Consider the following 21,256-nt stretch of genomic DNA (forward strand, 5'->3'; position numbering starts at 1 on the left):
GTATGACAACTGCCGTGGTCAGCAAGGAGAACGCGTTCGGCCCGCTGCTGCGCGGCTGGCGCGAGCGGCGCAAGGTGAGTCAGCTGGAACTGGCGCTGCGCGCCGACTCCTCGGCGCGGCACATCAGCTTCATCGAGACCGGCAGGTCACGCCCGAGCGAGGAGATCGTGCTGCGCCTCGCCGAGCACCTCGACGTACCCGTGCGGGAACGCAACTCGCTGCTTCTGGCGGCCGGTTACGCGCCCCGCTTCCGGGAGACCCCGCTGGACGACCCCTCGATGGGCGCCCTGCGCGAGGGTCTCGAACAGCTCCTGCGCGGCTACGAGCCCTACCCGGCGCTGGTCGTCGACGCGGCGTACGACGTGGTCGCCGCGAACCGCGGCATCGCGATGATCCTCGACGGCATCCCGGAGCACCTCCTGCAGCCGCCGCTGAACGCCATGCGGCTCACGCTCCACCCGGAGGGCCTCGCCCCCAAGATCCGCAATCTGCGGGAGTGGCGCGGGCACCTGCTGCACCAGATGGAGCGGCAGATCGCGCTGCAGCGTTCGGACGCGCTGCGTGCGGTGTACGAGGAGGTGGCGGCGTATCCGGTTCAGGACCCCGGTGTCGACGTGGTCGATGCCGACGGGCCGGAGAGCGGCGTTCCGTACTTCGCGCTCCCTCTGCGCATCGAGCACGACGGGCAGCTGCTGTCCTTCATCTCGTCGATCTCGACCTTCAACACACCCATGGACGTGACGGTCGCCGAACTGGCCATCGAGACGCTCCTCCCGGCCGATCCGGCGACGGTCAAGTACCTGCAGTCGGACAGCTAGGGGCCTAGGCCCTCAGGGACCGCAGTGCCGCGTACTGCAGGGCGGCGAAACCTCCGACGGTCAGCGCCTGGAGCGGGATCCATACGGTGCCCGCGGTGGTGGGCGAGAGCCAGGCGAACAGGGCGACGACACTGAGCACCGCCCAGGCCGCGTTCGCCTCGATCACCCCCTGGACGGCAGGCGTGGGCGGGCTCTTGCGTGACGCGAGGTAGCCGACGCCCACGCCGTACAGCGTGAGGAAGACGCCGAGGGCGAGCAGGAGCCCCGCGTCGACGCCGAGGAAGCGGCCGAGCGGGCCCGAGGCGGCCGCGTACGCGAGGCCGTTCCCGGTGGTCACGACCGCGTCGATGCCGAGGAAGCGGCGCAGCATCGTCTTCGCGTCGTTCGTGCGGGCCAGTGCGGTGAGCGGGTTCGCGGAGTACGTCGACATGAGGTGTTGCCTCCGAGCGGCGGTAGGGAGAGAAGAGCCGGATCCGGTACGACCACCCTGCCGGGCCCCCGCGCGAGGGTCGATTACCTCAGGGGTAAGCGTGCTGCCCCCGGCGCCCGCAACCCGTACGGCGGTCGCCGCCGTGTGCCCCCGCCACCCCGGACCTAGGTTCGTTGAAAGGCAGACCTAGGGAGCTCAAGGGTGACAGAGACGACCGAGCCCGGCGCCGCGCTGCTGCGCGCGGGGAAGTTCTTCCGCCGCGGCACCGCCGCCCCCGACCTGCACAGCATCGGACTCGTCGGCGGCCGGGACGCGGACGCCTTCTACCGGGACCGGTGGAGCCACGACAAGGTCGTGAACTCGACGCACGGCGTGAACTGCACGGGCTCCTGCCGCTGGAAGGTGTACGTCAAGGACGGCATCATCACCTGGGAGACCCAGCAGACGGACTATCCGAGCGTCGGCCCGGACCGGCCCGAGTACGAGCCGCGCGGCTGCCCGCGCGGCGCCGCGTTCTCCTGGTACACGTACTCGCCGACCCGGGTGCGCTACCCGTACCTGCGGGGCGTGCTCCTGGAGATGTACCGCGAGGCGAAGTCCCGGCTGCGGGACCCGGTCCTCGCCTGGGCGGACATCCAGGGGGACCCGGAGCGGCGCAGGACGTACCAGCAGGCGCGCGGCAAGGGCGGCCTCGTGCGGGCCTCCTGGGACGAGGCCGTGGAGATCATCGCCGCGGCGCACGTCCACACGATCAAGACGCACGGCCCCGACCGGGTCGCGGGCTTCTCCCCCATCCCCGCGATGTCGATGGTGTCGCACGCGGCGGGCGCCCGCTTCATGTCGCTGATCGGCGCGCCCATGCTGTCCTTCTACGACTGGTACGCGGACCTGCCGGTCGCATCCCCGCAGGTCTTCGGCGACCAGACCGACGTACCGGAGTCGGGTGACTGGTGGGACGCCGCGTATCTGATGATGTGGGGCTCGAACGTCCCGGTGACGCGGACGCCGGACGCCCACTGGATGGCCGAGGCGCGCTACCGCGGCCAGAAGGTCGTGGCCGTGTCCCCGGACTACGCGGACAACACGAAGTTCGCCGACGAGTGGCTGCATCCGCACCCCGGCACGGACGGCGCCCTGGCCATCGCGATGGGCCACGTCATCCTCAAGGAGTTCTTCGTCGACCGGCAGACGGACTTCTTCACGGACTACGTGCGCAAGTTCACCGACCTGCCGTTCCTGGTGACGCTGACCGAGAAGGACGGCGCGTACGTCCCCTCGAAGTTCCTGCGCGCCACCGACCTCGGTCAGAGCGGCGAGGGCGGCGACTGGAAGACGGCCGTCCTGGACGAGAACACCGGGCAGCCCGCCGTCCCGAACGGCTCGCTCGGCTTCCGCTGGACCGAGTCCGGCAAGGGCAAGTGGAACCTGGAGCTCGGCAACATCGAGCCGCAGCTCACCCTGCACGACTCCGACGTGGCGACGGGCGTCGCGGTGCTGCTCCCCCGCTTCGACACCGAGGGCGGCACGCACGGCCAGGGACGCGGTGAGATCGTCCGCCGCGGGGTTCCGGCCACGCGGCTCGGCGGGCAGGACGGCCCCCTTGTCACGACGGTCTTCGACCTGCTGCTCGCGCAGTACGGCGTCGGGCGCGCGGGCCTCCCGGGCGAGTGGCCCTCTTCGTACGAGGACGCCGACGCCCCCGGCACCCCGGGCTGGCAGGAGGCGCACACCTCGGTCCCGGCCGCGAAGGCAGTGAAGATCGCGCGTGAGTTCGCGCAGACGGCCGAGAAGTCGCGCGGGCGCTGCATGATCCTCATGGGGGCGGGGACCAATCACTGGTTCCACTCCGAGACGATCTACCGCGCCTTCCTCGCCCTCCTCCAGCTGACCGGCTGCCAGGGCCGCAACGGCGGCGGCTGGGCGCACTACGTGGGTCAGGAGAAGTGCCGCCCGGCGACCGGCTGGGCGACGCTGGCCAGCGCCAACGACTGGAGCAGGCCGCCGCGGCAGATGATCGGCGCCGCGTACTGGTTCCTGAACACCGACCAGTGGCGCTACGACAAATTCGCGGCGGACGTGCTCGCGTCGCCGCTCGGCGAAGGACGGTTCGCGGGGATGACGGGCGCCGATTGCCTGGCCCTGTCGGCGCGCACCGGCTGGATGCCCTCCTACCCGACCTTCGACCGCAACTCCCTCGATCTGGGCGACACTTCAGGGGCCTCCGGCGACCCGGTCGCCAATGTCGTCGACGAGCTCAAGGCCGGCACCCTCAACTTCGCCTGCGAGGACCCCGACGCCCCGGAGAACTGGCCGCGCGTCCTGACCCTGTGGCGCGCCAATCTGCTCGGCTCGTCCGCGAAGGGCGCGGAGTACTTCACCAAGCATCTCCTCGGCACGCACTCCTCGCTGCGGGCGGAGGAGGCGGCGCCCGACGAGCGGCCCTCGACGGTGACCTGGCACGAGGAGGCACCCGAGGGGAAGCTCGACCTGCTCGTCTCGCTGGACTTCCGCCAGACGTCGTCCACGCTGCTCTCTGACGTGGTCCTGCCCGCCGCCACCTGGTACGAGAAGCACGACCTGTCCTCCACGGACATGCACCCCTACGTGCACTCGTTCACCCCGGCGGTCGACCCGCCCTGGCAGGCCCGCACCGACTTCGACGCGTTCAAGGCGATCGCGGACCGGCTCAGCGAGCTGTCCGTCGACCATCTCGGCGTACGCAAGGACGTCGTCGCCACCGCGCTCCAGCACGACACCCCCGGCGAGACGGCGCAGCCCGGCGGTGTCGTCCTCGACTGGCGCAAGGGCGAGTGCGAGGCCATCCCGGGCAAGACGATGCCGGGCCTGACGGTGGTCGAGCGCGACTACACGGCGATCGGCGCGAAGTTCGCGGCGCTCGGCCCCCTGGCGGAGAAACTGGGCCTGCCCGCGAAGGGCATCGCCCTGCGGCCCGACCAGGAGGTCGACGAGCTGCGCGAACGCAACGGCGTCGTGCGCGGCGGCCCCGCCGACGGGCGCCCCGCCATGGACACGGCGGTGAAGGCGGCGAACACCATCCTCGCCCTGTCCGGCACGACCAACGGCCGCCTCGCCACCCAGGGCTTCCACACCCTGGAGGAGCGCACGGGTCAGGAGATGGCGCACCTGGCCGCCGAGCACGAGGGCAAGCGCATCACGTACGCCGACACGCAGGCCGCGCCCGTCCCCGTCATCACCTCGCCCGAGTGGTCGGGCAGCGAGGCGGGCGGGCGGCGCTACACGGCGTTCACGCTCAACACCGAGCACCTCAAGCCCTGGCACACGCTCACCGGGCGCCAGCACTTCTTCCTCGACCACGACTGGATCCACGAGCTGGGCGAGGCGATGCCCGTCTACCGGCCGCCCCTGGACATGAACCGCCTGTTCGGGGAGCCACAGCTCGGGCCGGACGGCGAGAAGGAGGTGACGGTCCGCTATCTCACCCCGCACAACAAGTGGTCCATCCACTCCGAGTACCAGGACAACCTCTTCATGCTGTCGCTCTCCCGGGGCGGCCAGTGCATCTGGATGTCGCCGCAGGACGCGGAGGCGATCAACGTGAAGGACAACGACTGGATCGAGGCGGTCAACCGCAACGGCGTCGTGGTGGCGCGCGCGGTCGTCTCGCACCGGATGCCGGCCGGCACGGTCTACATGCACCACGCGCAGGAACGCACGGTCAACGTCCCCAAGACGGAGACCACCGGCAAGCGCGGCGGCATCCACAACTCCCTGACCCGCCTCATCCTCAAGCCGTCCCATCTCATCGGCGGCTACGCCCAGTTGTCGTGGGCGTTCAACTACCTCGGCCCGACGGGCAACCAGCGCGACGAGGTGACGGTCATCCGCCGCCGCTCGCAGAAGGTGGAGTACTAGATGCGCGTCATGGCACAGATCGCGATGGTGATGAACCTCGACAAGTGCATCGGCTGCCACACCTGCTCCGTCACCTGCAAGCAGGCGTGGACCAACCGGGACGGCATGGAGTACGTCTGGTTCAACAACGTGGAGACCCGGCCCGGCCAGGGCTATCCGCGCCGCTACGAGGACCAGGAGAAGTGGCGCGGCGGCTGGGAGCTGAACAAGAAGGGCGCCCTGAAGCTCAAGAACGGCGGCCGCATCAAGGCTCTCCTGGAGATCTTCTCCAACCCCAAGCTGCCGGAGATCAAGGACTACTACGAGCCCTGGACGTACGAGTACAAGAACCTCACCGACGCCCCGCTCGGCGACGACTATCCGGTGGCCGAGCCGCGCTCGCTGATCAGCGGCAAGCCCATGAAGATCGAGTGGTCGTCGAACTGGGACGACAACCTGGGCGGCGCCACCGAGTACGGCGACCTCGACCCGATGGTGGCCAAGACCCGTGAGAAGGCCGCCGAGAAGGTGAAGTTCGCCTTCGAGCAGACCTTCATGTTCTATCTGCCGCGGATCTGCGAGCACTGCCTGAACCCCTCGTGCGTGGCGTCCTGCCCCTCCGGCGCGATGTACAAGCGCGAGGAGGACGGCATCGTCCTGGTCGACCAGGACAGCTGCCGGGGCTGGCGCAAGTGCGTGACGGGCTGCCCGTACAAGAAGGTCTACTTCAACCATCGCACCGGCAAGGCCGAGAAGTGCACGATGTGTTACCCGCGTCTGGAGGTGGGTCTGCCCACCGTCTGCTCGGAGACGTGCGTGGGACGCCTCCGCTACCTCGGCGTGATCCTCTACGACGCCGACAAGGTGACGGAAGCGGCGTCGGTCAAGGACGACAAGGCCCTGTACGAGGCCCAGTTGGGGGTCTTCCTCGACCCGGAGGACCCCGAGGTGCGGCGCGAGGCCGAGCGGGCCGGGATCGGACACGACTGGGTCGAGGCGGCCCGCCGCTCCCCCGTGCACGCGCTGATCAGCACGTACAAGGTGGCGCTCCCGCTGCATCCGGAGTACCGCACGATGCCGATGGTCTGGTACATCCCGCCGCTCTCCCCGGTCGTGGACGCGCTGAGCGAGACCGGGCACGACGGCGAGGACCTGGACAACCTCTTCGGCGCGATCGACACCCTGCGCATCCCGCTCGAATACCTGGCGGAGATCTTCACGGCCGGTGACGTGGGGCCCGTGCGGGCCTCCCTGGAGAAGCTGGCGGCGATGCGGGCGCACATGCGGGCCATCAACCTCGGTGACCGGCCCGACAGTTCGGTGGCCGAGTCCGTGGGCATGTCGGGCCAGGAGATCGAGGAGATGTACCGCCTCCTCGCCATCGCCAAGTACGAGGACCGCTACGTCATCCCGACCGCGGCGGTGGGTGACGCGCAACGTCTGGAGGAGTCGGCGCTGCCCGACTCCTGCAGCCTCGACTTCGAGGGCGGTCCGGGGGCCGGCGGGGACGGCCCGTTCGGGCAGGACTCGGGCCGCAAGCAGCTGCCGCTGGTGACCATCGAGAACTTCCACGCCCTGCGGGACCGGCAGACCGCCGACGAACAGCCCTCCGCGACCGAGAAGGACACCCTGTGAGCGACCACGCCGTGCTCTATCAGGCAGCCGCGCACTGCCTGACCTACCCGGACGAGGAGTTCCGCGGCCTGCTGCCGCAACTGACAGCTGCCGCGCCGGAGTTGAAAGGGTTCCTGACGCACGCGGCGGCGACCGGCCCCACCGATCTCGCCGCGCACTACGTCCGGGTCTTCGACTTCAAGAACCGCCACAGCCTCTATCTGAGCTGGTGGCGCGACGGTGACACGCGGCGGCGCGGGATGGCCCTGGTCCGCTTCAAGGAGGTCTACCGGGAGCACGGCCTGGAGTTCACGGGCGAGGAGCTGCCGGACTTCCTGCCCGCGGTCCTGGAGTTCTCCGCGCACGCGGGCCCCGTCCTCCTGGAGGAACACCGGCCGGGCCTTGAACTGCTGCGGCTCGCCCTCACCGACTTCGGCACGCCCTACGCGTCCGTCCTCCAGGCGGTCTGCGCGACGCTGCCCGGCCCCTCGCCGAAGGACCGGGCCGAGGCCCAGGCCCTCGCCAGGTCGGGGCCCCCGCGGGAGGACGTCGGCCTGGAACCCTTCGCACTGATCGGGGAGCACTGATGAGAACGCTGCTGTGGGGCGTCATCCCGTACGTGGCCTTCGTCCTCCTCGTGGCGGGCCTCCTGTGGCGCTACCGCTACGACAAGTTCGGCTGGACGACGCGCTCTTCACAGGTGTACGAGTCGAAGCTCCTGAACATCGCGTCACCGATGTTCCACTACGGGATTCTGTTCGTGCTCGTCGGGCATCTGGTGGGGCTCTTCGTGCCGGAGTCGTGGACGGAGAAGGTGGGCGTGAGCGAGCACACGTATCACCTGTTCTCGCTGTACGGCGGCACTGCGGCCGGCATCCTGCTGGTGCTCGGCATCCTGCTGCTGCTCTACCGGCGGCGCACCAACGCGCCGGTGTTCCGGGCGACGACCGCCAACGACAAGCTGATGTATCTCGTGCTGTTCGCGGCGATCGTGCTCGGCATGGTGGCGAAGCTGACGCACGCCTCGGGCGAGGGCTACAACTACCGTGAGTCGATGGCGCCTTGGGCCCGCAGCCTGTTCACCCTGCAACCGGACACGGACCGGATGGCGGGGGTGCCGGTCATGTACCAGATCCACGCGGTGGTCGGCATGGCGCTGTTCGCGCTGATCCCGTTCACGCGGCTGGTGCACATGTTCAGCGCGCCGGTGCAGTATCTGTTCCGGCCGTACGTGGTGTACCGCAGCAAGGACCCCCGCCGGGTGGGACCGCGTCCTGAGCGGCGGGGGTGGGAGAAGACGGGGTCCTAGCGGGGTTACTGCCCCTCGGCTCCCTTCCCCTGCTCCCCCGGCTTCTCGTCGTCCACTATCTCCGCGTCGACCACGCCCTCGTCGGGAGCTGAGCCCGGAGCCGCCTGTTCCTGGGTGCTCTCGCCGGAGCTCTCGTACATGGCCTGGCCCATTCGCTGGCTGACGGAGGCGAGCTTTTCCGCGCCCGCGCGGAGTGCCGCCGTGTCGTCGGCCTTGTCCTTCAGGAGGGCCTTCAGCTCCGTAGCCGCCGCCTCCACCTCGGTCCTGGTGGCCGCGGGAATCCGCTCCTCGTTCTCCCGCAGGAAACGCTCGGTCTGGTAGACGAGCTGCTCCGCCTGGTTGCGGGTCTCGGCGGCGTCGCGCCGCTTGCGGTCCTCCTCCGCGTGCTCCTCGGCCTCCCGCACCATGCGGTTGATGTCGTCCTTGGGCAGCGCGGAACCGCCCGTCACCGTCATGCGCTGCTCGCGCCCCGTCGCCTCGTCCTTGGCGGACACATGCATGATTCCGTTGGCGTCGATGTCGAAGGTGACCTCGATCTTGGGCACGCCGCGCGGCGCCGGGGGCAGTCCGGTGAGGTCGAAGACGCCGAGCTTCTTGTTGTACGCGGCGATCTCCCGCTCGCCCTGGAAGACCTGGATGCCGACCGACGGCTGGTTGTCCTCGGCGGTCGAGAAGGTCTCCGAACGCCGGGTGGGAATCGTCGTGTTGCGTTCGATGAGCTTGGTCATGATGCCGCCCTTGGTCTCGATCCCGAGGGACAGCGGCGTCACGTCCAGGAGCAGGACGTCCTTGACGTCCCCCCTGATCACACCGGCCTGCAGCGCCGCCCCGAGCGCCACCACCTCGTCCGGGTTGACCCCCTTGTGCGGCTCGCTCCCGGTGAGTTCCTTGACCAGTTCGGTGACCGCGGGCATGCGCGTCGAGCCGCCGACCAGGATCACGTGGTCGATGGCCGACAGCTTGATGCCCGCGTCCTTCACCGCCTGGTGGAAGGGGACGCGACAGCGTTCGAGCAGGTCCGCCGTCAGCTCCTGGAACTGGGCGCGGGTCAGCTTCTCCGCCAGGTGCAGGGGGCCGTCCGCCGACGCCGTCACGTACGGCAGGTTGATGTCGGTCTCGCTCGACGACGACAGCTCGATCTTCGCCTTCTCGGCGCCCTCACGCAGGCGTTGCAGCGCCATCTTGTCCTTGCCGAGGTCCACTCCGTGGCCGTTCTTGAACTGCCGCACCAGGTACTCGACGATGCGCTGGTCCCAGTCGTCGCCGCCCAGTTGGGTGTCGCCGTTGGTGGCCTTCACCTCGATGACTCCGTCGCCCATCTCCAGGAGCGAGACGTCGAAGGTGCCGCCGCCGAGGTCGAAGACGAGGACCGTCTGGTCGTCGCCCTTGTCGAGGCCGTAGGCGAGGGCGGCGGCGGTGGGTTCGTTGATGATGCGGAGGACGTTCAGGCCCGCGATCTCGCCGGCCTCCTTGGTGGCCTGGCGCTGGGTGTCGTCGAAGTACGCGGGCACGGTGACGACCGCGTCCGTGACGTCCTCGCCCAGGTAGGACTCGGCGTCGCGCTTGAGCTTCTGCAGGACGCGGGCGGAGAGCTCCTGCGCGGTGTACCGGGTGCCGTCCACGGAGCCGTCCTCCGGGAAGCGCCAACTGCCGTCACCCATATGGCGTTTGACGGAACGCGCGGTGCGCTCCACGTTCGTGACCGCCTGCCGCTTGGCCACTTCTCCGACGAGCACGTCGCCGTTCTTGGCGAAGGCGATGACCGAAGGTGTGGTGCGCGCTCCCTCCGCGTTGGCGACGACCGTGGGATCACCGCCCTCCAGGACGGCCACCACCGAGTTCGTCGTACCGAGGTCGATCCCGACTGCACGTGCCATGTCCAGTCCCCTTCAAGCGAGCCCGTTTCCCGGCGTACTTCGACCTCCATCACAAAACTTGAGCGGCTTGTTGTCAATGCCGCACATGACTGTGCCGCCGCCCCGCGAGGGACGGCGGCACGGTGTGACGAGCGTCAGGCGAGCTTCGCCGACAGCGTGATGGTCGTGCCCGTCAGCGCCTGGCTCACGGGGCAGTTCGCCTTGGCGTCCTCGGCAGCGGAGGTGAACGCGGCCTCGTCGAGGCCCGGCACCTCACCCTCGACAGTGAGGTGGATACCGGTGATGCCCGTGCCCGGCTGGAAGGTCACGTCGGCAGAGGTCGTCAGCCGGGTGGGCGGGGTGCCCGCGCCCGTCAGACCGTGCGACAGCGCCATGGAGAAGCAGCTGGAGTGCGCGGCGGCGATCAGCTCTTCGGGGCTGGTCTTGCCGTTGGCCTCCTCGGCGCGGGACGGCCAGGACACAGCCTGCTCCCCGATCCCGGAGGAATCGAAGGTGACGGTTCCCGAGCCCTCCGTCAGAGAGCCTTCCCAGATCGTGTGCGCGGAGCGCGTGGTAGCCACGATGTACTTCCCTTCAGTGCGGTTCCGGGATGCGTTCCGGAACTTCCGTGCGCCCATCCGATCACACCCGGACGCCGCGCATGCGGAGGACCGCCCCCTTCCACCGGGGCTCCTGAGGCATCAGGACAGCCCCGGTACGTGGTCGCTATGGCCGAAATGCCAACTGTGCAAGGCGCGTCTGCGGTGACACTTTGAGGCCCCCTCGCCCACGGGACGAGGAGTCCACTCAGGGGGTTTGACCATGCGCATGAACTACTCGGAACGCGGTCCGTCTCCGCTGGAGGGCGCGAAGCCCGGGGCCGCGGGTGACCGTGACTCGACGTTCGGCTGGTGGGGCGCCTTCAGCATCCAGAAGTTCGTCAACCAGTCATCTCTCTTCCACACGCACGCCGACGCCACCGGGTGGCTGGCGTACCTCCAGCAGTTCTACGACCGCAACTTCTGGTTCGCGGACGGCGGGGCGCAGGTCTGGGCGTACGAGGAGACGTACGACAACTGGCAGGACCGCTACGGCATGGACGCGGTGGTCGCCGTCTACCACTCGGGCCACGGCGGCATGGACAACAACGGTGTCTTCTTCGCGCCGCTCGGCGCGGTCTGGGACGGCCGCAGCGATGCCGTATCGAACCGGATGGCGCTGGGCAACGAGAAGGTCAACTACATCTTCTGGTCCACCTGTACCTCGCTGCGGGTCCTCGGCGGGCACTCCCCGATCCGCACCTGGGCGGGCCCCAACATCGGCTTCCGCATGATCTTCGGGTTCGAGACCGTCAGCATCGACAGCCCGGACTACGGCAAGAAGTTCTGGGAGAAGTGGCGGGCCGGGCAGACGTTCACCGACGCGTGGCTGAACGCGAGCTGGGACATCTACAAGGGGCAGGCGCCCTCGGTCTGCGCGGTCGGCGCCAACCAGGCCGAGGCCACGGCCCGGCTCAACGGCGAGCGCACCCTCTACCGCGAGCACGTGCCGGACAACTGGTACGCGTGGCGCTGGTACAACGCACGCGACAGCCTCAGGGAGCCCCTGACGCAGGCGCCGAGCACCCCGCAGATCGTGCAGCTCGCGCCGCGCGACCCGGGCGACGAGCTGGCCAAGGTCGGCCGCATCGCCGACTTCCCGTCGGCGGCCCTGCAAGAGGTGCAGGTCGAGCGGCAGGGCGTGCTCAGCGCCACCTCCGGCGACCGGACCGTCTCCACGGCTCCGCACGCGATCCGGTGGGTCAAGCTCGCCGAGGCCAACCACCGCAACCTGCGGCAACTGCCCACGGAGCGGGCGGTCGAGGCGGCCCGCGGGTTCGCCGAGCAGTACGCCGACGGCGCCGAGCTCGTCGTGGACAGCGTGCACGACCTGATGCAGAACTCCGGGGCGAAGGACGGCTCCGAGCTGGGTGAGCCGGTGTCGCTGGAGACCCATGTGACGTTCCGGCAGGTCTTCGACGGCATCCCGGTCATCACGCCCGACCGCGGTCTCATCCGGGTGGCCCTGGACAACGACGCGACCGTCGTCCAGGCGCAGATCTCCACGCGCGACACCACCGGCACGACGCGCGAGCCGAGCACCGACATCGCGCCGCCGCCGGCGGGCGGCAAGGCCGCGGCCGCCCCGCAGCGGTCCCGCGACCCGCGCGAGGCCCTCGCCGCCGCCCAGCGCAGGCTGCTCGCCGAGCTGGCCTCCGTCACGGCCGACGAGCAGGGCGGCCGGAGTGCCGCGGCGCAGCGCGAGCCCGAGGTCAGGGACGTGCCGGGCACCTTCGAGGTCGGCTATGAGATCGAGGGCAACGAGGCCTACCCGGCCGCCCGCAAGCTGATCGAGATCGGTTCGCCCGACAGCATGTACACCACCCGCCGCTGGGTGGTCGCACCGCTCGCCAGGTAGTCCTGGAGCGTCAGTGGGTGGCGGTCCGCTCCTTGCGGGCCGCCCTCCACGCGTAGACGAGCACACCCGCGAAGAGGAACAGGACGCCCTGGTAGACGGCCGCGTAACCGGACCCGGCGACCAGCCACATGGAGAAGCCGAACGCGATGCCCGCGAGGACGCCGTCCCGCACCAGGCGGGCGCGGTTGACGCGCTCGCCCTGCCCGGAGAGCAGGAAGTAGATCTGCGCGGCGGTGGCGAGGAGATAGGGCACGGTCGCGGTGAACGTGGTGATCAGGACGAGGGACTCGAAGACGCCGCTCGATCCCGCGGCGTAGTTGTAGACGGTGAGCAGCGAGGCCAGGACGACGGTGACCAGGACGCCCACGATCGGCACGCCGCGCTTCTTCTTGGCGAAGGCCTCGGGGAAGAGCCCGTCCTTGGCGGCGGCGTACGGCGTCTGGGCGCTCAGCAGGGTCCAGCCGTTGAGGGCGCCGAGGATCGAGACGACTGCCGCGAGCGCCACCGCCGTACCGCCCCAGGAGCCGCCGAACATGACGTTGACGGCGTCCGAGAAGGGTGCGGTGGAGCCGACGAGCTTGTCGTGGGCGACGGTGCCGAAGACCGCGAGGGTGCCGAGCAGATAGACGAGGGCGGCGCCGAGGGTGCCGAGGATGGTGGCGCGTCCGACGTTGCGGCGCGGGTCGCGCACCTCGCCGGCGCTGACGGCGGCCGATTCCACGCCCAGGTAGGAGAAGAGCAGGATCGCGGCGGAGGCGGAGATCGCACCGGCCGGGCTGTCGTCACTCGCCTGGAAGGGGCCGAGGTTGGCGCTGTCGAAGAAGAAGAGCCCGCCGATCGCGACCAGGAGCAGGGGCACGAACTTCAGGACGGTGGCGACGACCTGGACCGCGCCGACGTAGCGGGTGCCCGCGAGGTTCGCGAGTGCGGGCAGGAGTTGCAGGACGAGGGCGGCCAGGCAGGCGGTCCACTTGTTCTCGCCCACCGGTATCAGGACGTCCAGATAGCCGACGGCCGCGACGGCGAGCGCGGCGTTCGACACCCAGGCGGTGGCCCAGTACGACCAGGCGGCGAGGAAGCCCGCGAAGTCGCCGAAGGCGGCACGCGCGTAGACGTACGGTCCGCCGGTGCGCGGGTCGCGCCGGGCGAGCCGCCCGAAGACCAGGGCGAGGGCGATCGCGCCCGCGGTCAGGACGGCGAACGCCACGAGGCTGACGGTGCCGAAGGGGGCGACGGAGGCCGGGAGCAGGAAGATGCCGCCGCCGATGATGTTGCCCATGACGAGGCAGGTGGCGATCGGGAGGCCGAAGCGGCGGGCGTGCCTGCTGCCGCCGTCCTCGTGCTGCTCCGTCCGCTGTTCTTCCTGGTCGGGGGCCGGAGCCGACGGGGTCACGGTTCCGGTGTCGTGCATGGGGGTGGTGCCTCTCATCGTGCCGGACGCCCGGGATCGCCGGGCGAGAGACATGGTCGGGCACGAGGGGAACCGTACAAAATCAGCGTGTTTTGTCCTGCGCGGCAGGGTCGGCGACCGTAAATGCTGTCCCGTCCGGCTGCGGAACCAGCGGAACCTCCGGCCCCTGGAACTCGCCGAGCCAGCGCCGCAGCACTTCGTGGACGCGCTCGGCGCCGACGAGTTCGTGGCCGTCCTCGAGCGGCGAGGAGAGCACCAGGGGCGACAGGAGGAAGGGGGCGGCCTGGGCGCCGCCGAGCCCGCCGTGCGAGCCGATCTGCTCCTCGAAGGCCAGGACTTCGCCCTCCTGGGGGTCGTACCAGGAGTTGACCATGATGTCGGCGGCGTGCGGGAAGCCGTCGGTGCGGCGCACGGCCTCGGCGGCGCCCGGCCCGAAGTCGGCCAGCGGCCCGAGGTCACGGGGCCGCTCGTCGAGATACACCTCGGTGCCGCGCGCGCCGAGGACGACCGCCCCACGCTCCTGACTGTGTACGAGGAGGAAGCCGACGCCCGGGTGGTTGGCGAGGGTGGGCAGGAGTGCCGGGTGGCGCAGCTCGATCTCCTCCCGGGTCATGCGGTGCGGGACGTCGGGGAAGGAGACGAGGCCGAGGTTGCCGGACGCGAGCACGACGGGCTCCGCGCGGCGGGCGGGACGGTGTTCGTCCGCGCCTTCCTCCACGGGGCGGCGCAGCGCGGCGCGGACCGTCGAGCGGGCCTCGGCGCCGCTGTGCGTGCGCTGCGCCTTGCGGGGCACGGGCAGCCCGCAGCCGGCCCTGACGAGGTCGCCGAGGGTGAGGCCGTAGCGGGCGTGGAAGGTCTCGCCGGGGCTCTGGCCGTGGTCGGAGAGGACCACGATGCGGTAGGCGCGGGGGGCGTGTTCGGCGACCTTGGCGAGCAGCGCGAGGGACCGGTCGAGCCGCTGGAGGACCTTCCACACGTCGTGGCCGGTGGGCCCCGAGTGGTGGGCCACCTCGTCGTAGGCGACGAGGTCGGCGTAGACCGCGCTGCGTCCGGCGAGCATGTCCCCGATGACGGCGGCGACGACGACATCGCGCTCGATGACGGTCGCGAAGGCGCGGATGAAGGGGTAGAGCCCGCCCCGGGCGACGCGCGGGCGCCGCTTCCTGATCCGGGCCCGGGTCGACTCGCCGATCTCGCGGCCGACTTCGGCGACGAAGGACAGGGCGGTGCGGACGGCGTTGGCGGGGTCGGAGAAGTAGGCGAAGTACCCGGCGCGCGAGCGGTTCTCCTTGCCGCGGCGCGCGGCCATGGAGAGCACCAGGGCGACCTGCTCGGCGCCGCCGCTGAAGAGGTTGCCGCGGCTGGCGCCGTCGAGGGTGAGGAGGCCGCCGTCGCCGGTGCGCTCGATGGCGCGGCGCTGGAGTTCCACGGCGGAGGCGGGCCGGTTGGAGACCATGACCTCGCCGGTGTCCTTCTCGTACCAGCGGAAGGCGGGGACGTCGTGGTTGGAGCCGTGCAGGATGCCCAGCTGGCTCGCCCCGGTCTGGCTCGACCAGTCGGTGCGCCACGGGGTGAGGCGATGGGTCGGCGCCACCTCCTGGCCGAGCCAGCCGGCGATGGTGGGCATCAGCCCCTTGTCCACGGCGGTGCGCAGGATGTCGTGGCCGAGACCGTCGAGCTGGATGAACACCGTGCCGGGCGGCACGGGACCGAAGCGCCCTTCGGCGAGGCGGCGCCGTTTGCGGTCGGCCAGCCGGTAGAGGCGGCGACGGTAGGCGTCGTCGTCGCGGACGGCGAGGGCACCGCCGGTGGCGGAGGCGACCGCGGACATGACCGCGGCGACGACGACGGCGGTCTCGGGGTTGGCCTCACCGCGCCCGTCGGGGATGAGACTGAGGGCGAGCAGCAGCAGTGAGCCGTTGAGCGCGAAGGCGAGCAGGCCGAGCACGAGCGCGGGCACGAGCAGCAGGGCCCGCACGAGCAGCGGCCACACCAGCGAGGAGAGCAGACCGAAGGCGCCGGCGCCCAGGGCGGCCGCGCTGGCGATGCCGGTGGCGCTGTCATCGTCGTCGGCCTGCAACTGGAAGTCGGGCAGGATGCCGGCGAGCGCGAGCATCGTGAGCGTACTGACCAGCCATACGGCGACGGATCTCCACAGCGCACTGCCGACCGCCCGCCATCGCTCTCGCCCCACGCCGCGTCGCCTCACGTTTCATGACAGATCCGGACACCAGCGTGTCACAGGGTGTTCGGCCAGGTGCCGGGGGTCGGTCAGCGACCGTCGTACCCCGCCGTCGGCATGGAGAGCCGCCGGTGTACACAGGCTTTCATCTGCGCGTCGTACGACGGTTCGGCGAGCCCCGCCGTCTCGATCCGCACCCCGCGCCGCCCGCACTCCGCGGTGAACTCGTCCGGCGAACGCAGCGCGCGGTCGAGCACGCGGCGGCTCGGCACTACGAAGAGGTCCACGAGGCCCTCGTCGACGTCGGCCCAGAGCACGGCGTGATCGGCGGGCAGTCCGTGCACGACCAGTTCGCGCGTGATGACGTACCCCCGGGCGGCGGCCCACCGCGCGCACATCGCGTGCTGGCTGCGGGAGTCCACCAGGAACGGGTCGGCGTCCAGTTCCTCCAGCGGTATCAGGCTGGCGATCGCGGCGACCCGCATCACTGCCACGCTTGCGGTGTCCCCCATCGCGTCCCCCTCACCTCTGGCATCCTCACCACTGGCGTCAGCCGAAGACCCTACTCCTGGCCGTAGGCTCGTAGACAGTCGCGCGAAGGAGGAAGAAGGAGCAATGGGAGTGCCGGTGGAGATCACCTGGTGGGGTCATGCCACCTGCACGGTCGAGGACTCGGGGCTGCGGGTGCTCACCGACCCGCTGTTCGCCCGCCGCCTGGCCCATCTGCGCCGGCGCAGGGGCGCGCTCCCGCCGCCCGAGGCGGCCGTCGCCGACATCGTGCTCCTCTCCCATCTGCACGCCGACCATCTGCATCTGCCGTCCCTCGCACGGATCACGCCGGGCACGCGTGTGCTGTTGCCGCGCGGCGCACGCCGGCAGGTGCCGGGGCTCGCGCGCCGGCTCTCCCATCTGCGCCTCATCGAGGTGGTGCCGGGTGACGAGGTGCGGATCGGCGACCTGGTCGTACGCGTGGTGACGGCGCGGCACGACGGGCGGCGGCTGCCCGTCGGACCGCATGCCGCGCCCGCGCTCGGCTTCGTGGTGCGGGGTGAGGCGCGGACGTATTTCGCCGGGGACACCGGGCTCTTCGACTCGATGGCCGAGGAGGTCGGGGACGTCGACGTGGCGCTGCTTCCGGTCGGTGGCTGGGGGCCGTATCTCGGCCATGGTCACCTCGACGCGGGGCGTGCGGCCCTGGCCCTGGCGGAGCTCGCGCCGCGCAGCGCGGTGCCGGTGCACTACGGGACGTACTGGCCGATCGGCATGGACGCCGTGCGGCCCCATGAATTCCATACGCCGGGCGAGGAGTTCGTGCGCCAGGCCGCGCGGATCGCGCCCGAGGTGGCGGTGCACCGCCTGGGGCACGGCGAGAGCGTGCGGCCCGAGGTCACCAAGGGAGACCCTCAGTGATCCTCGCCCTGACGGCCCAGGTGACTCCGGGGTCGACGCAGGCCCTCGGCTATCCGTCGCTGTTCCTGCTCATCGTGGTCGGCGCGCTGGTGCCCGTGGTGCCCACGGGCGCGCTCGTCAGCTCGGCCGCGGTGGTGGCCTTCCACCAGGAGGCGCCCCTCGCGCTGCTCCTGGTGTTCGCGGTCTCGGCATTCGCCGCGTTCCTGGGTGACATGGCGCTGTACTGGCTCGGCCGGCGCGGCATGCACTCGAAGAACGGCTCGCGCTGGCTCGCGGCGATCCGTGACCGGGCGCCCGAGGAGCGTCTTGCCCAGGCGCAGGAGAAGCTCGACGACCACGGCGTGCTGGTGCTCGTCCTCTCCCGGCTCGTCCCGGCCGGGCGGATTCCGGTGATGCTGGCCTGTCTGATGGCGAAGATGCCGCTGCGCCAGTTCGCCCGCGGCGACATACCGGCGTGCCTCGCCTGGGCCTTCACGTACCAACTGATCGGCATTCTCGGCGGCTCCCTCTTCAAGGAGCCGTGGCAGGGCGTGCTGGTGGCGGTCGCTCTCACGGTGCTGATCAGCGTGGCACCGACGGTGTGGCACAAGGTCCGGGGCACGGCGGCCTAGGCCTGGGCTGTCGCGCGGAGAGCGTCGAAGGCTGCGGCCAGCGTGCTCAATGACCTTTCCACGTAAGGGAGTTCGGTCGCGTCCTGCGCGGTGAGGGCCGCCAGGCGCTCCTGTGGGGTCGCGCCGAGCAGGGGGCCGGTGGACAGGCGTACGCGCAGCGCCCCCAGCTCGTCGCCGAAGCGGTGGCCGCCGGGCGCGGGCATGGCGAGGCGCTCGCCGAGGAAGTCCTCCAGGTCCTGCGAGTCGCCGACGCCGCGCGCGGCGAGCGCGGGGCGGAGCGGCCCGAGGTCCACGTAGAGGTGGCGGCCCGCCCCCGGCGGGCGGGCGAGCGCGCCCGCCGCGAGCACCGTGCGCTGCGCGGCCGCGGCCACGCGCGCGTGCAGGCGGGTCGCGCGGACGAGGCGGTCGGTGACCTCGTCCGGCTCGCCCAGGGCGTACGCCGCCGCCGCCCCGACCGGCGCCGTGACGCAGGCGCCCAGCGCGGTGAGGACGTCCAGGGTTCGGGCCCGCAGCGCCGAGCCCCGCGCGCCGGCCGGGAACCGGGCGACCGCGGCGGGCCAGCCCGGCGGCAGGAACGCCCCGGAGAGGTCGGTCAGCACCGTCACGCGTGCGGGGTCCATCTCGGCGGGGCTCACGAGCACCGTGTCGTGCGGCCGGTGCAGGGTGTCGCGCCAGGTCTCGTCGCTGACGACGTGCAGCCCCTCGTCCGCCGCCGCCTCCACGGCCTCGTGCAGCACCTCCGGCGGCGGCACGGTGGCGGTGGGGTCGTCGGCGACGGAGAGCACGAGGAGGCGTGGGGTGCCGCCCTCGGCGCGGATACGGCGGACGGTCTCCATGAGGGCGAACGGATCGGGGACGCCGCCGCACTCCGCGGGCGTCGGCACGTGGTAAACCGCCCGGCCGAGCAGCCGCACCTGCGGCGCCCACCAGGCGGGACAGGGCCGCGGGAGCAGGACGTCGCCGCCGCCGAGGGCGGCGGTCAGCGCGAGCAGCAGGGGCGCGGCACCGGGCGCCGCGACGACCTGGTCCCGCTCTCCCGGCAGGCCGCGCCGGGCCCAGTAGCCGCTCGCGGCGTCGAGCAGGGCGGGGCTGCCGCCGGGCGGTTCCGCGTGGGCGCGGCCCGCGGCACCGGCGAGCACGGCGGAGAGCTCGGGCAGGACCGGGAGGCCCGGCTCCGGCAGGGGTGGCCCGTACCGGACAGGGCCACGGCCTTCGGGTTCCGTCCGCATGTACCCATCGAAACGCGACGGGGCGTTCTCCGCGCGCGGAGGGCCGCGGCCGGGTGCCTTGTGTGGGCGGTCAGTTCTGCGCGGCCAGGGCCGCCAGCTCCTTCTCAAGGCCCTTGCCGCGCGTCTCCACGACCGCGGCCGCGACGTCGGCCAGCTTGCGGTTCGTGGTCTGGGAGATGCGGCGCAGCATCGTGAAGGCCCGGTCCGCATCGCAGGTCAGGACGTGCATGATGATGCCGCAGGCCTGGTCGACCACGGGGCGGGTGCGCAGGGCGGTGCCGAGGTGATCCAATTCGGTGAGGGCCGCGCGGTAGCGGCGGTCGCGGACCAGGGCCGTCGTGGCGAGGTCACCGAGCGCCTGGGCGGGACCGTGCCGGACGTCGTCCAGGGCGCCGGGGCGGAAGCTGAACAGGGTCAGGGTGACGGTGAGCCCCCCGCGCCGGAAGGGCAGCGTGACGCTGGAGCGTACGCCGGTGTCGAGCGCCATGGCGCGGTACACCGGCCACCGCTCGTCCCGCAGCAGGTCACCGGTCTCCACCGGCGCCCCACGCTCCTGCGCCGCCGGGATGGGACCGTCGCCCGAGCGCAGCTGTACGGAGACGAGACCGGCGAGGTCGGGGTGGGTCACCGAAGCGGGGTGGTCGCTGCCGCCCTCCGATACGGTCGTGCCCGCGCCGCAGCACGCGGTGGTGCAGCGCACGGCCTGTTCCGCCAGCTGCGAGAGCCTGCGTCCCGGCAGCGCGGACTCCGGTCCCGCCAGGTCGAGATCCCGTTCCGGTACGAGGGGCATGGTGGGTTCCTCCTCCTTTTCTCCGCCTTCCCGCGAGACCCCCCGGAAAACGACCGCAGCGGATACGTTCGGCACATGGCCAAAGCGGAGGAGTTCGGTGAGGAGATCGCGGACTTCGTGCGGCGCGTCGGGGAGTTGAAGTCGGCACGCTCCGTCCCGACGGACGACCTCGGCACCGTCCTCGACGCGGCCATCTTCGAACTCGACCATGTGGTCGCCCAGTTGCGGCCGCTCTACGAACGCCTGGCCACCGAGGGTCACTTGGGAAGCGGCGCTCCCGACCGGGACGAGCAGCACCTCCTGCGGGCCCTCTTCCAGCGCCTCCCCCTGCCCGTCGCCCTCGTCGACCGGGAGTCGGTGGTGCGGCGGATGAACTTCGCCGCGACCGGCCTCACGGGCGTACGCGCGGGCTACGCCACCGGCAGGCCGCTGACCGGATTCCTGCTGCACGCGGACCGGGTGGCGTTCCGCTCGCAGACCGCCGCGGTCGCCCGCGGCGAGGGTGACCGCAGCCTCACCGTCCACCTCCAGCGCGACCCGCACCTCCCGGTCCGCGCGACGCTCACCGCGCTGCGGCCCGGCGGCGAGCCGCGTACGGCGGTCCTGGTGGTGCTCCAGCCGGGAATGCAGCCCGCGGACTCGCACGCCTCCTCACCCCGGGATGCCTCGCACGCCTCCGCCTCCGCCCCCGCTCCCGCCCCCGACCTCGGCGAGGCGACCCGGCACGCGGCCCGCATGGACCTCGCGGACGCCATGACCACCGCCCTGCTCACGGCTCCCGCCGGGGACCGCGTGGCCGTTCTCGCACGGGCGGCCGGTGTCCTGCACCCGCGGTTCGCGGACTGGGTGATCGCCGACGAAGGGGCCGCGCGGCAGCGGCGCACGACCGTCCTCGGGCCGAAGGACGCGCCGGTCGGTGACGTCCTCGCACAGGCGCCCGCCGCGTGCCCCCTCGTCGTCGAGGCGGCACGCGGCGGGGCGCCCATGCTGCAGGTGCGTCCGGAGGATCCGGACTCCTTCGGCCAGGACGCGTCCGGCGCCCCCGTCCTCGTGCGCGCGCAGGTGACGTCCCTGCTGTGCGTGCCGCTGAGGGAACGCTCGGACGGTCCGGTGGAGGGTGTCCTCACGCTGTTCAGGAGCGGGGCGCGGCTCGCGTTCTCGATGGCCGAGGCGCAGACGGTCGACGTGATGTCGCGCCACATCGCGCTGGCCATGGCCCGTCACGCGAGCCGGGAGACCTCCGGCCTCAACTAAGCCCTTCTGGCG

The 21,256-nt window shown here is 71.3% G+C and carries 17 protein-coding genes; 9 read left to right on the top strand and 8 right to left on the bottom strand.

Annotated features, from left to right (window positions below; all coding sequences use genetic code 11):
* Positions 1-2: 2 nt before the first annotated feature.
* Positions 3-818 (top strand): helix-turn-helix transcriptional regulator, encoded by an 816-nt coding sequence (locus tag AB0I66_RS12695; RefSeq protein ID WP_363207759.1) that lies wholly within the window; start codon positions 3-5, stop codon positions 816-818.
* Between the two features lie 4 nt (positions 819-822).
* Here AB0I66_RS12695 and AB0I66_RS12700 read toward each other — a convergent pair whose 3' ends face one another.
* Entirely contained in the window at positions 823-1,248 is a 426-nt protein-coding gene (locus tag AB0I66_RS12700; RefSeq protein ID WP_363207760.1) for a hypothetical protein, read from the bottom strand.
* A 201-nt stretch (positions 1,249-1,449) separates the two neighbouring features.
* Between AB0I66_RS12700 and AB0I66_RS12705 the strand changes: the two genes are divergently transcribed.
* From AB0I66_RS12705 to narI, 4 genes are read left to right on the top strand one after another with little or no spacing between them, the layout of a single operon-like run.
* A complete protein-coding gene (locus AB0I66_RS12705) occupies positions 1,450-5,142 on the top strand; it encodes a nitrate reductase subunit alpha (RefSeq protein WP_363207761.1) in 3,693 nt (1,230 codons plus the stop codon).
* The gene (gene narH, locus AB0I66_RS12710) at positions 5,143-6,756 is read left to right on the top strand and encodes a nitrate reductase subunit beta (protein WP_363207762.1); all 1,614 of its coding nucleotides are present in this window, start codon (positions 5,143-5,145) and stop codon (positions 6,754-6,756) included.
* A complete protein-coding gene (gene narJ, locus AB0I66_RS12715) occupies positions 6,753-7,322 on the top strand; it encodes a nitrate reductase molybdenum cofactor assembly chaperone (RefSeq protein WP_363207763.1) in 570 nt (189 codons plus the stop codon). The genes narH and narJ overlap by 4 nt, the downstream gene beginning before the upstream one ends.
* The gene (gene narI, locus AB0I66_RS12720) at positions 7,322-8,044 is read left to right on the top strand and encodes a respiratory nitrate reductase subunit gamma (RefSeq protein ID WP_363207764.1); all 723 of its coding nucleotides are present in this window, start codon (positions 7,322-7,324) and stop codon (positions 8,042-8,044) included. The genes narJ and narI overlap by 1 nt, the downstream gene beginning before the upstream one ends.
* 5 nt (positions 8,045-8,049) lie before the next feature.
* Here narI and dnaK read toward each other — a convergent pair whose 3' ends face one another.
* Complete coding sequence (gene dnaK / locus AB0I66_RS12725) at positions 8,050-9,921, bottom strand: molecular chaperone DnaK (RefSeq protein WP_363207765.1); 1,872 nt, start codon at positions 9,919-9,921, stop codon at positions 8,050-8,052.
* Positions 9,922-10,055: 134 nt separating this feature from the next.
* Positions 10,056-10,481: an OsmC family protein gene (locus AB0I66_RS12730; protein ID WP_363207766.1), complete on the bottom strand. Its 426-nt coding sequence runs from the start codon at positions 10,479-10,481 to the stop codon at positions 10,056-10,058.
* 241 nt (positions 10,482-10,722) lie between these two features.
* Here AB0I66_RS12730 and AB0I66_RS12735 point away from each other — a divergent pair, with 241 nt between their 5' ends.
* On the top strand, positions 10,723-12,357 hold the full coding sequence (locus AB0I66_RS12735) for a DUF6345 domain-containing protein (RefSeq protein ID WP_363207767.1): 1,635 nt from the start codon (positions 10,723-10,725) through the stop codon (positions 12,355-12,357).
* Positions 12,358-12,367: 10 nt separating this feature from the next.
* Here the strand turns inward: AB0I66_RS12735 and AB0I66_RS12740 are convergent, their stop codons facing one another.
* From AB0I66_RS12740 to AB0I66_RS12750, 3 genes are all read right to left on the bottom strand, one after another.
* Positions 12,368-13,768, bottom strand: a complete 1,401-nt coding sequence (locus tag AB0I66_RS12740) for an amino acid permease (protein ID WP_363207768.1) — start codon at positions 13,766-13,768, stop codon at positions 12,368-12,370.
* 82 nt (positions 13,769-13,850) lie between these two features.
* Positions 13,851-15,962: an alkaline phosphatase family protein gene (locus AB0I66_RS12745; RefSeq protein ID WP_363207769.1), complete on the bottom strand. Its 2,112-nt coding sequence runs from the start codon at positions 15,960-15,962 to the stop codon at positions 13,851-13,853.
* A 77-nt stretch (positions 15,963-16,039) separates the two neighbouring features.
* Complete coding sequence (locus AB0I66_RS12750) at positions 16,040-16,444, bottom strand: hypothetical protein (protein ID WP_363207895.1); 405 nt, start codon at positions 16,442-16,444, stop codon at positions 16,040-16,042.
* A 127-nt stretch (positions 16,445-16,571) separates the two neighbouring features.
* On the opposite strand from AB0I66_RS12750, the gene AB0I66_RS12755 reads away from it, so the two are divergent.
* Both AB0I66_RS12755 and AB0I66_RS12760 read left to right on the top strand, forming a co-directional pair.
* The gene (locus AB0I66_RS12755; protein WP_363207896.1) at positions 16,572-17,360 is read left to right on the top strand and encodes an MBL fold metallo-hydrolase; all 789 of its coding nucleotides are present in this window, start codon (positions 16,572-16,574) and stop codon (positions 17,358-17,360) included.
* Positions 17,357-17,971 (top strand): VTT domain-containing protein, encoded by a 615-nt coding sequence (locus AB0I66_RS12760; protein WP_363207770.1) that lies wholly within the window; start codon positions 17,357-17,359, stop codon positions 17,969-17,971. The genes AB0I66_RS12755 and AB0I66_RS12760 overlap by 4 nt, the downstream gene beginning before the upstream one ends.
* Here the strand turns inward: AB0I66_RS12760 and AB0I66_RS12765 are convergent.
* Together AB0I66_RS12765 and AB0I66_RS12770 are read right to left on the bottom strand one after the other, a co-directional pair.
* Positions 17,968-19,200, bottom strand: coding sequence for an aminotransferase class I/II-fold pyridoxal phosphate-dependent enzyme (locus tag AB0I66_RS12765; protein WP_363207771.1), 1,233 nt, complete (start codon positions 19,198-19,200; stop codon positions 17,968-17,970). The two genes, AB0I66_RS12760 and AB0I66_RS12765, sit on opposite strands and share 4 nt — an antisense overlap.
* 70 nt (positions 19,201-19,270) lie before the next feature.
* Positions 19,271-19,990 carry a GAF and ANTAR domain-containing protein gene (locus AB0I66_RS12770; RefSeq protein WP_363207772.1) on the bottom strand — a complete coding sequence of 240 codons (720 nt, stop codon included), beginning with the start codon at positions 19,988-19,990 and terminating at the stop codon, positions 19,271-19,273.
* Between the two features lie 75 nt (positions 19,991-20,065).
* Here AB0I66_RS12770 and AB0I66_RS12775 point away from each other — a divergent pair, with 75 nt between their 5' ends.
* Entirely contained in the window at positions 20,066-21,244 is a 1,179-nt protein-coding gene (locus AB0I66_RS12775; RefSeq protein WP_363207773.1) for a PAS domain-containing protein, read from the top strand.
* The last annotated feature ends 12 nt before the right edge of the window (positions 21,245-21,256 follow it).

Source organism: Streptomyces sp. NPDC050439 (assembly GCF_040655335.1).
Lineage (GTDB): Bacteria > Actinomycetota > Actinomycetes > Streptomycetales > Streptomycetaceae > Streptomyces.

Bases quoted from the DNA above. Each gene is read 5' to 3' on its own strand.
- AB0I66_RS12770 (WP_363207772.1), bottom strand. From the start codon at position 19,990: ATGCCCCTCGTACCGGAACGGGATCTCGACCTGGCGGGACCGGAGTCC.
- dnaK (WP_363207765.1), bottom strand. From the start codon at position 9,921: ATGGCACGTGCAGTCGGGATCGACCTCGGTACGACGAACTCGGTGGTG.
- narH (WP_363207762.1), top strand. From the start codon at position 5,143: ATGCGCGTCATGGCACAGATCGCGATGGTGATGAACCTCGACAAGTGC.
- AB0I66_RS12740 (WP_363207768.1), bottom strand. From the start codon at position 13,768: ATGCACGACACCGGAACCGTGACCCCGTCGGCTCCGGCCCCCGACCAG.
- AB0I66_RS12765 (WP_363207771.1), bottom strand. From the start codon at position 19,200: ATGCGGACGGAACCCGAAGGCCGTGGCCCTGTCCGGTACGGGCCACCC.
- AB0I66_RS12700 (WP_363207760.1), bottom strand. From the start codon at position 1,248: ATGTCGACGTACTCCGCGAACCCGCTCACCGCACTGGCCCGCACGAAC.
- AB0I66_RS12775 (WP_363207773.1), top strand. From the start codon at position 20,066: ATGGCCAAAGCGGAGGAGTTCGGTGAGGAGATCGCGGACTTCGTGCGG.
- AB0I66_RS12735 (WP_363207767.1), top strand. From the start codon at position 10,723: ATGCGCATGAACTACTCGGAACGCGGTCCGTCTCCGCTGGAGGGCGCG.
- narI (WP_363207764.1), top strand. From the start codon at position 7,322: ATGAGAACGCTGCTGTGGGGCGTCATCCCGTACGTGGCCTTCGTCCTC.
- AB0I66_RS12695 (WP_363207759.1), top strand. From the start codon at position 3: ATGACAACTGCCGTGGTCAGCAAGGAGAACGCGTTCGGCCCGCTGCTG.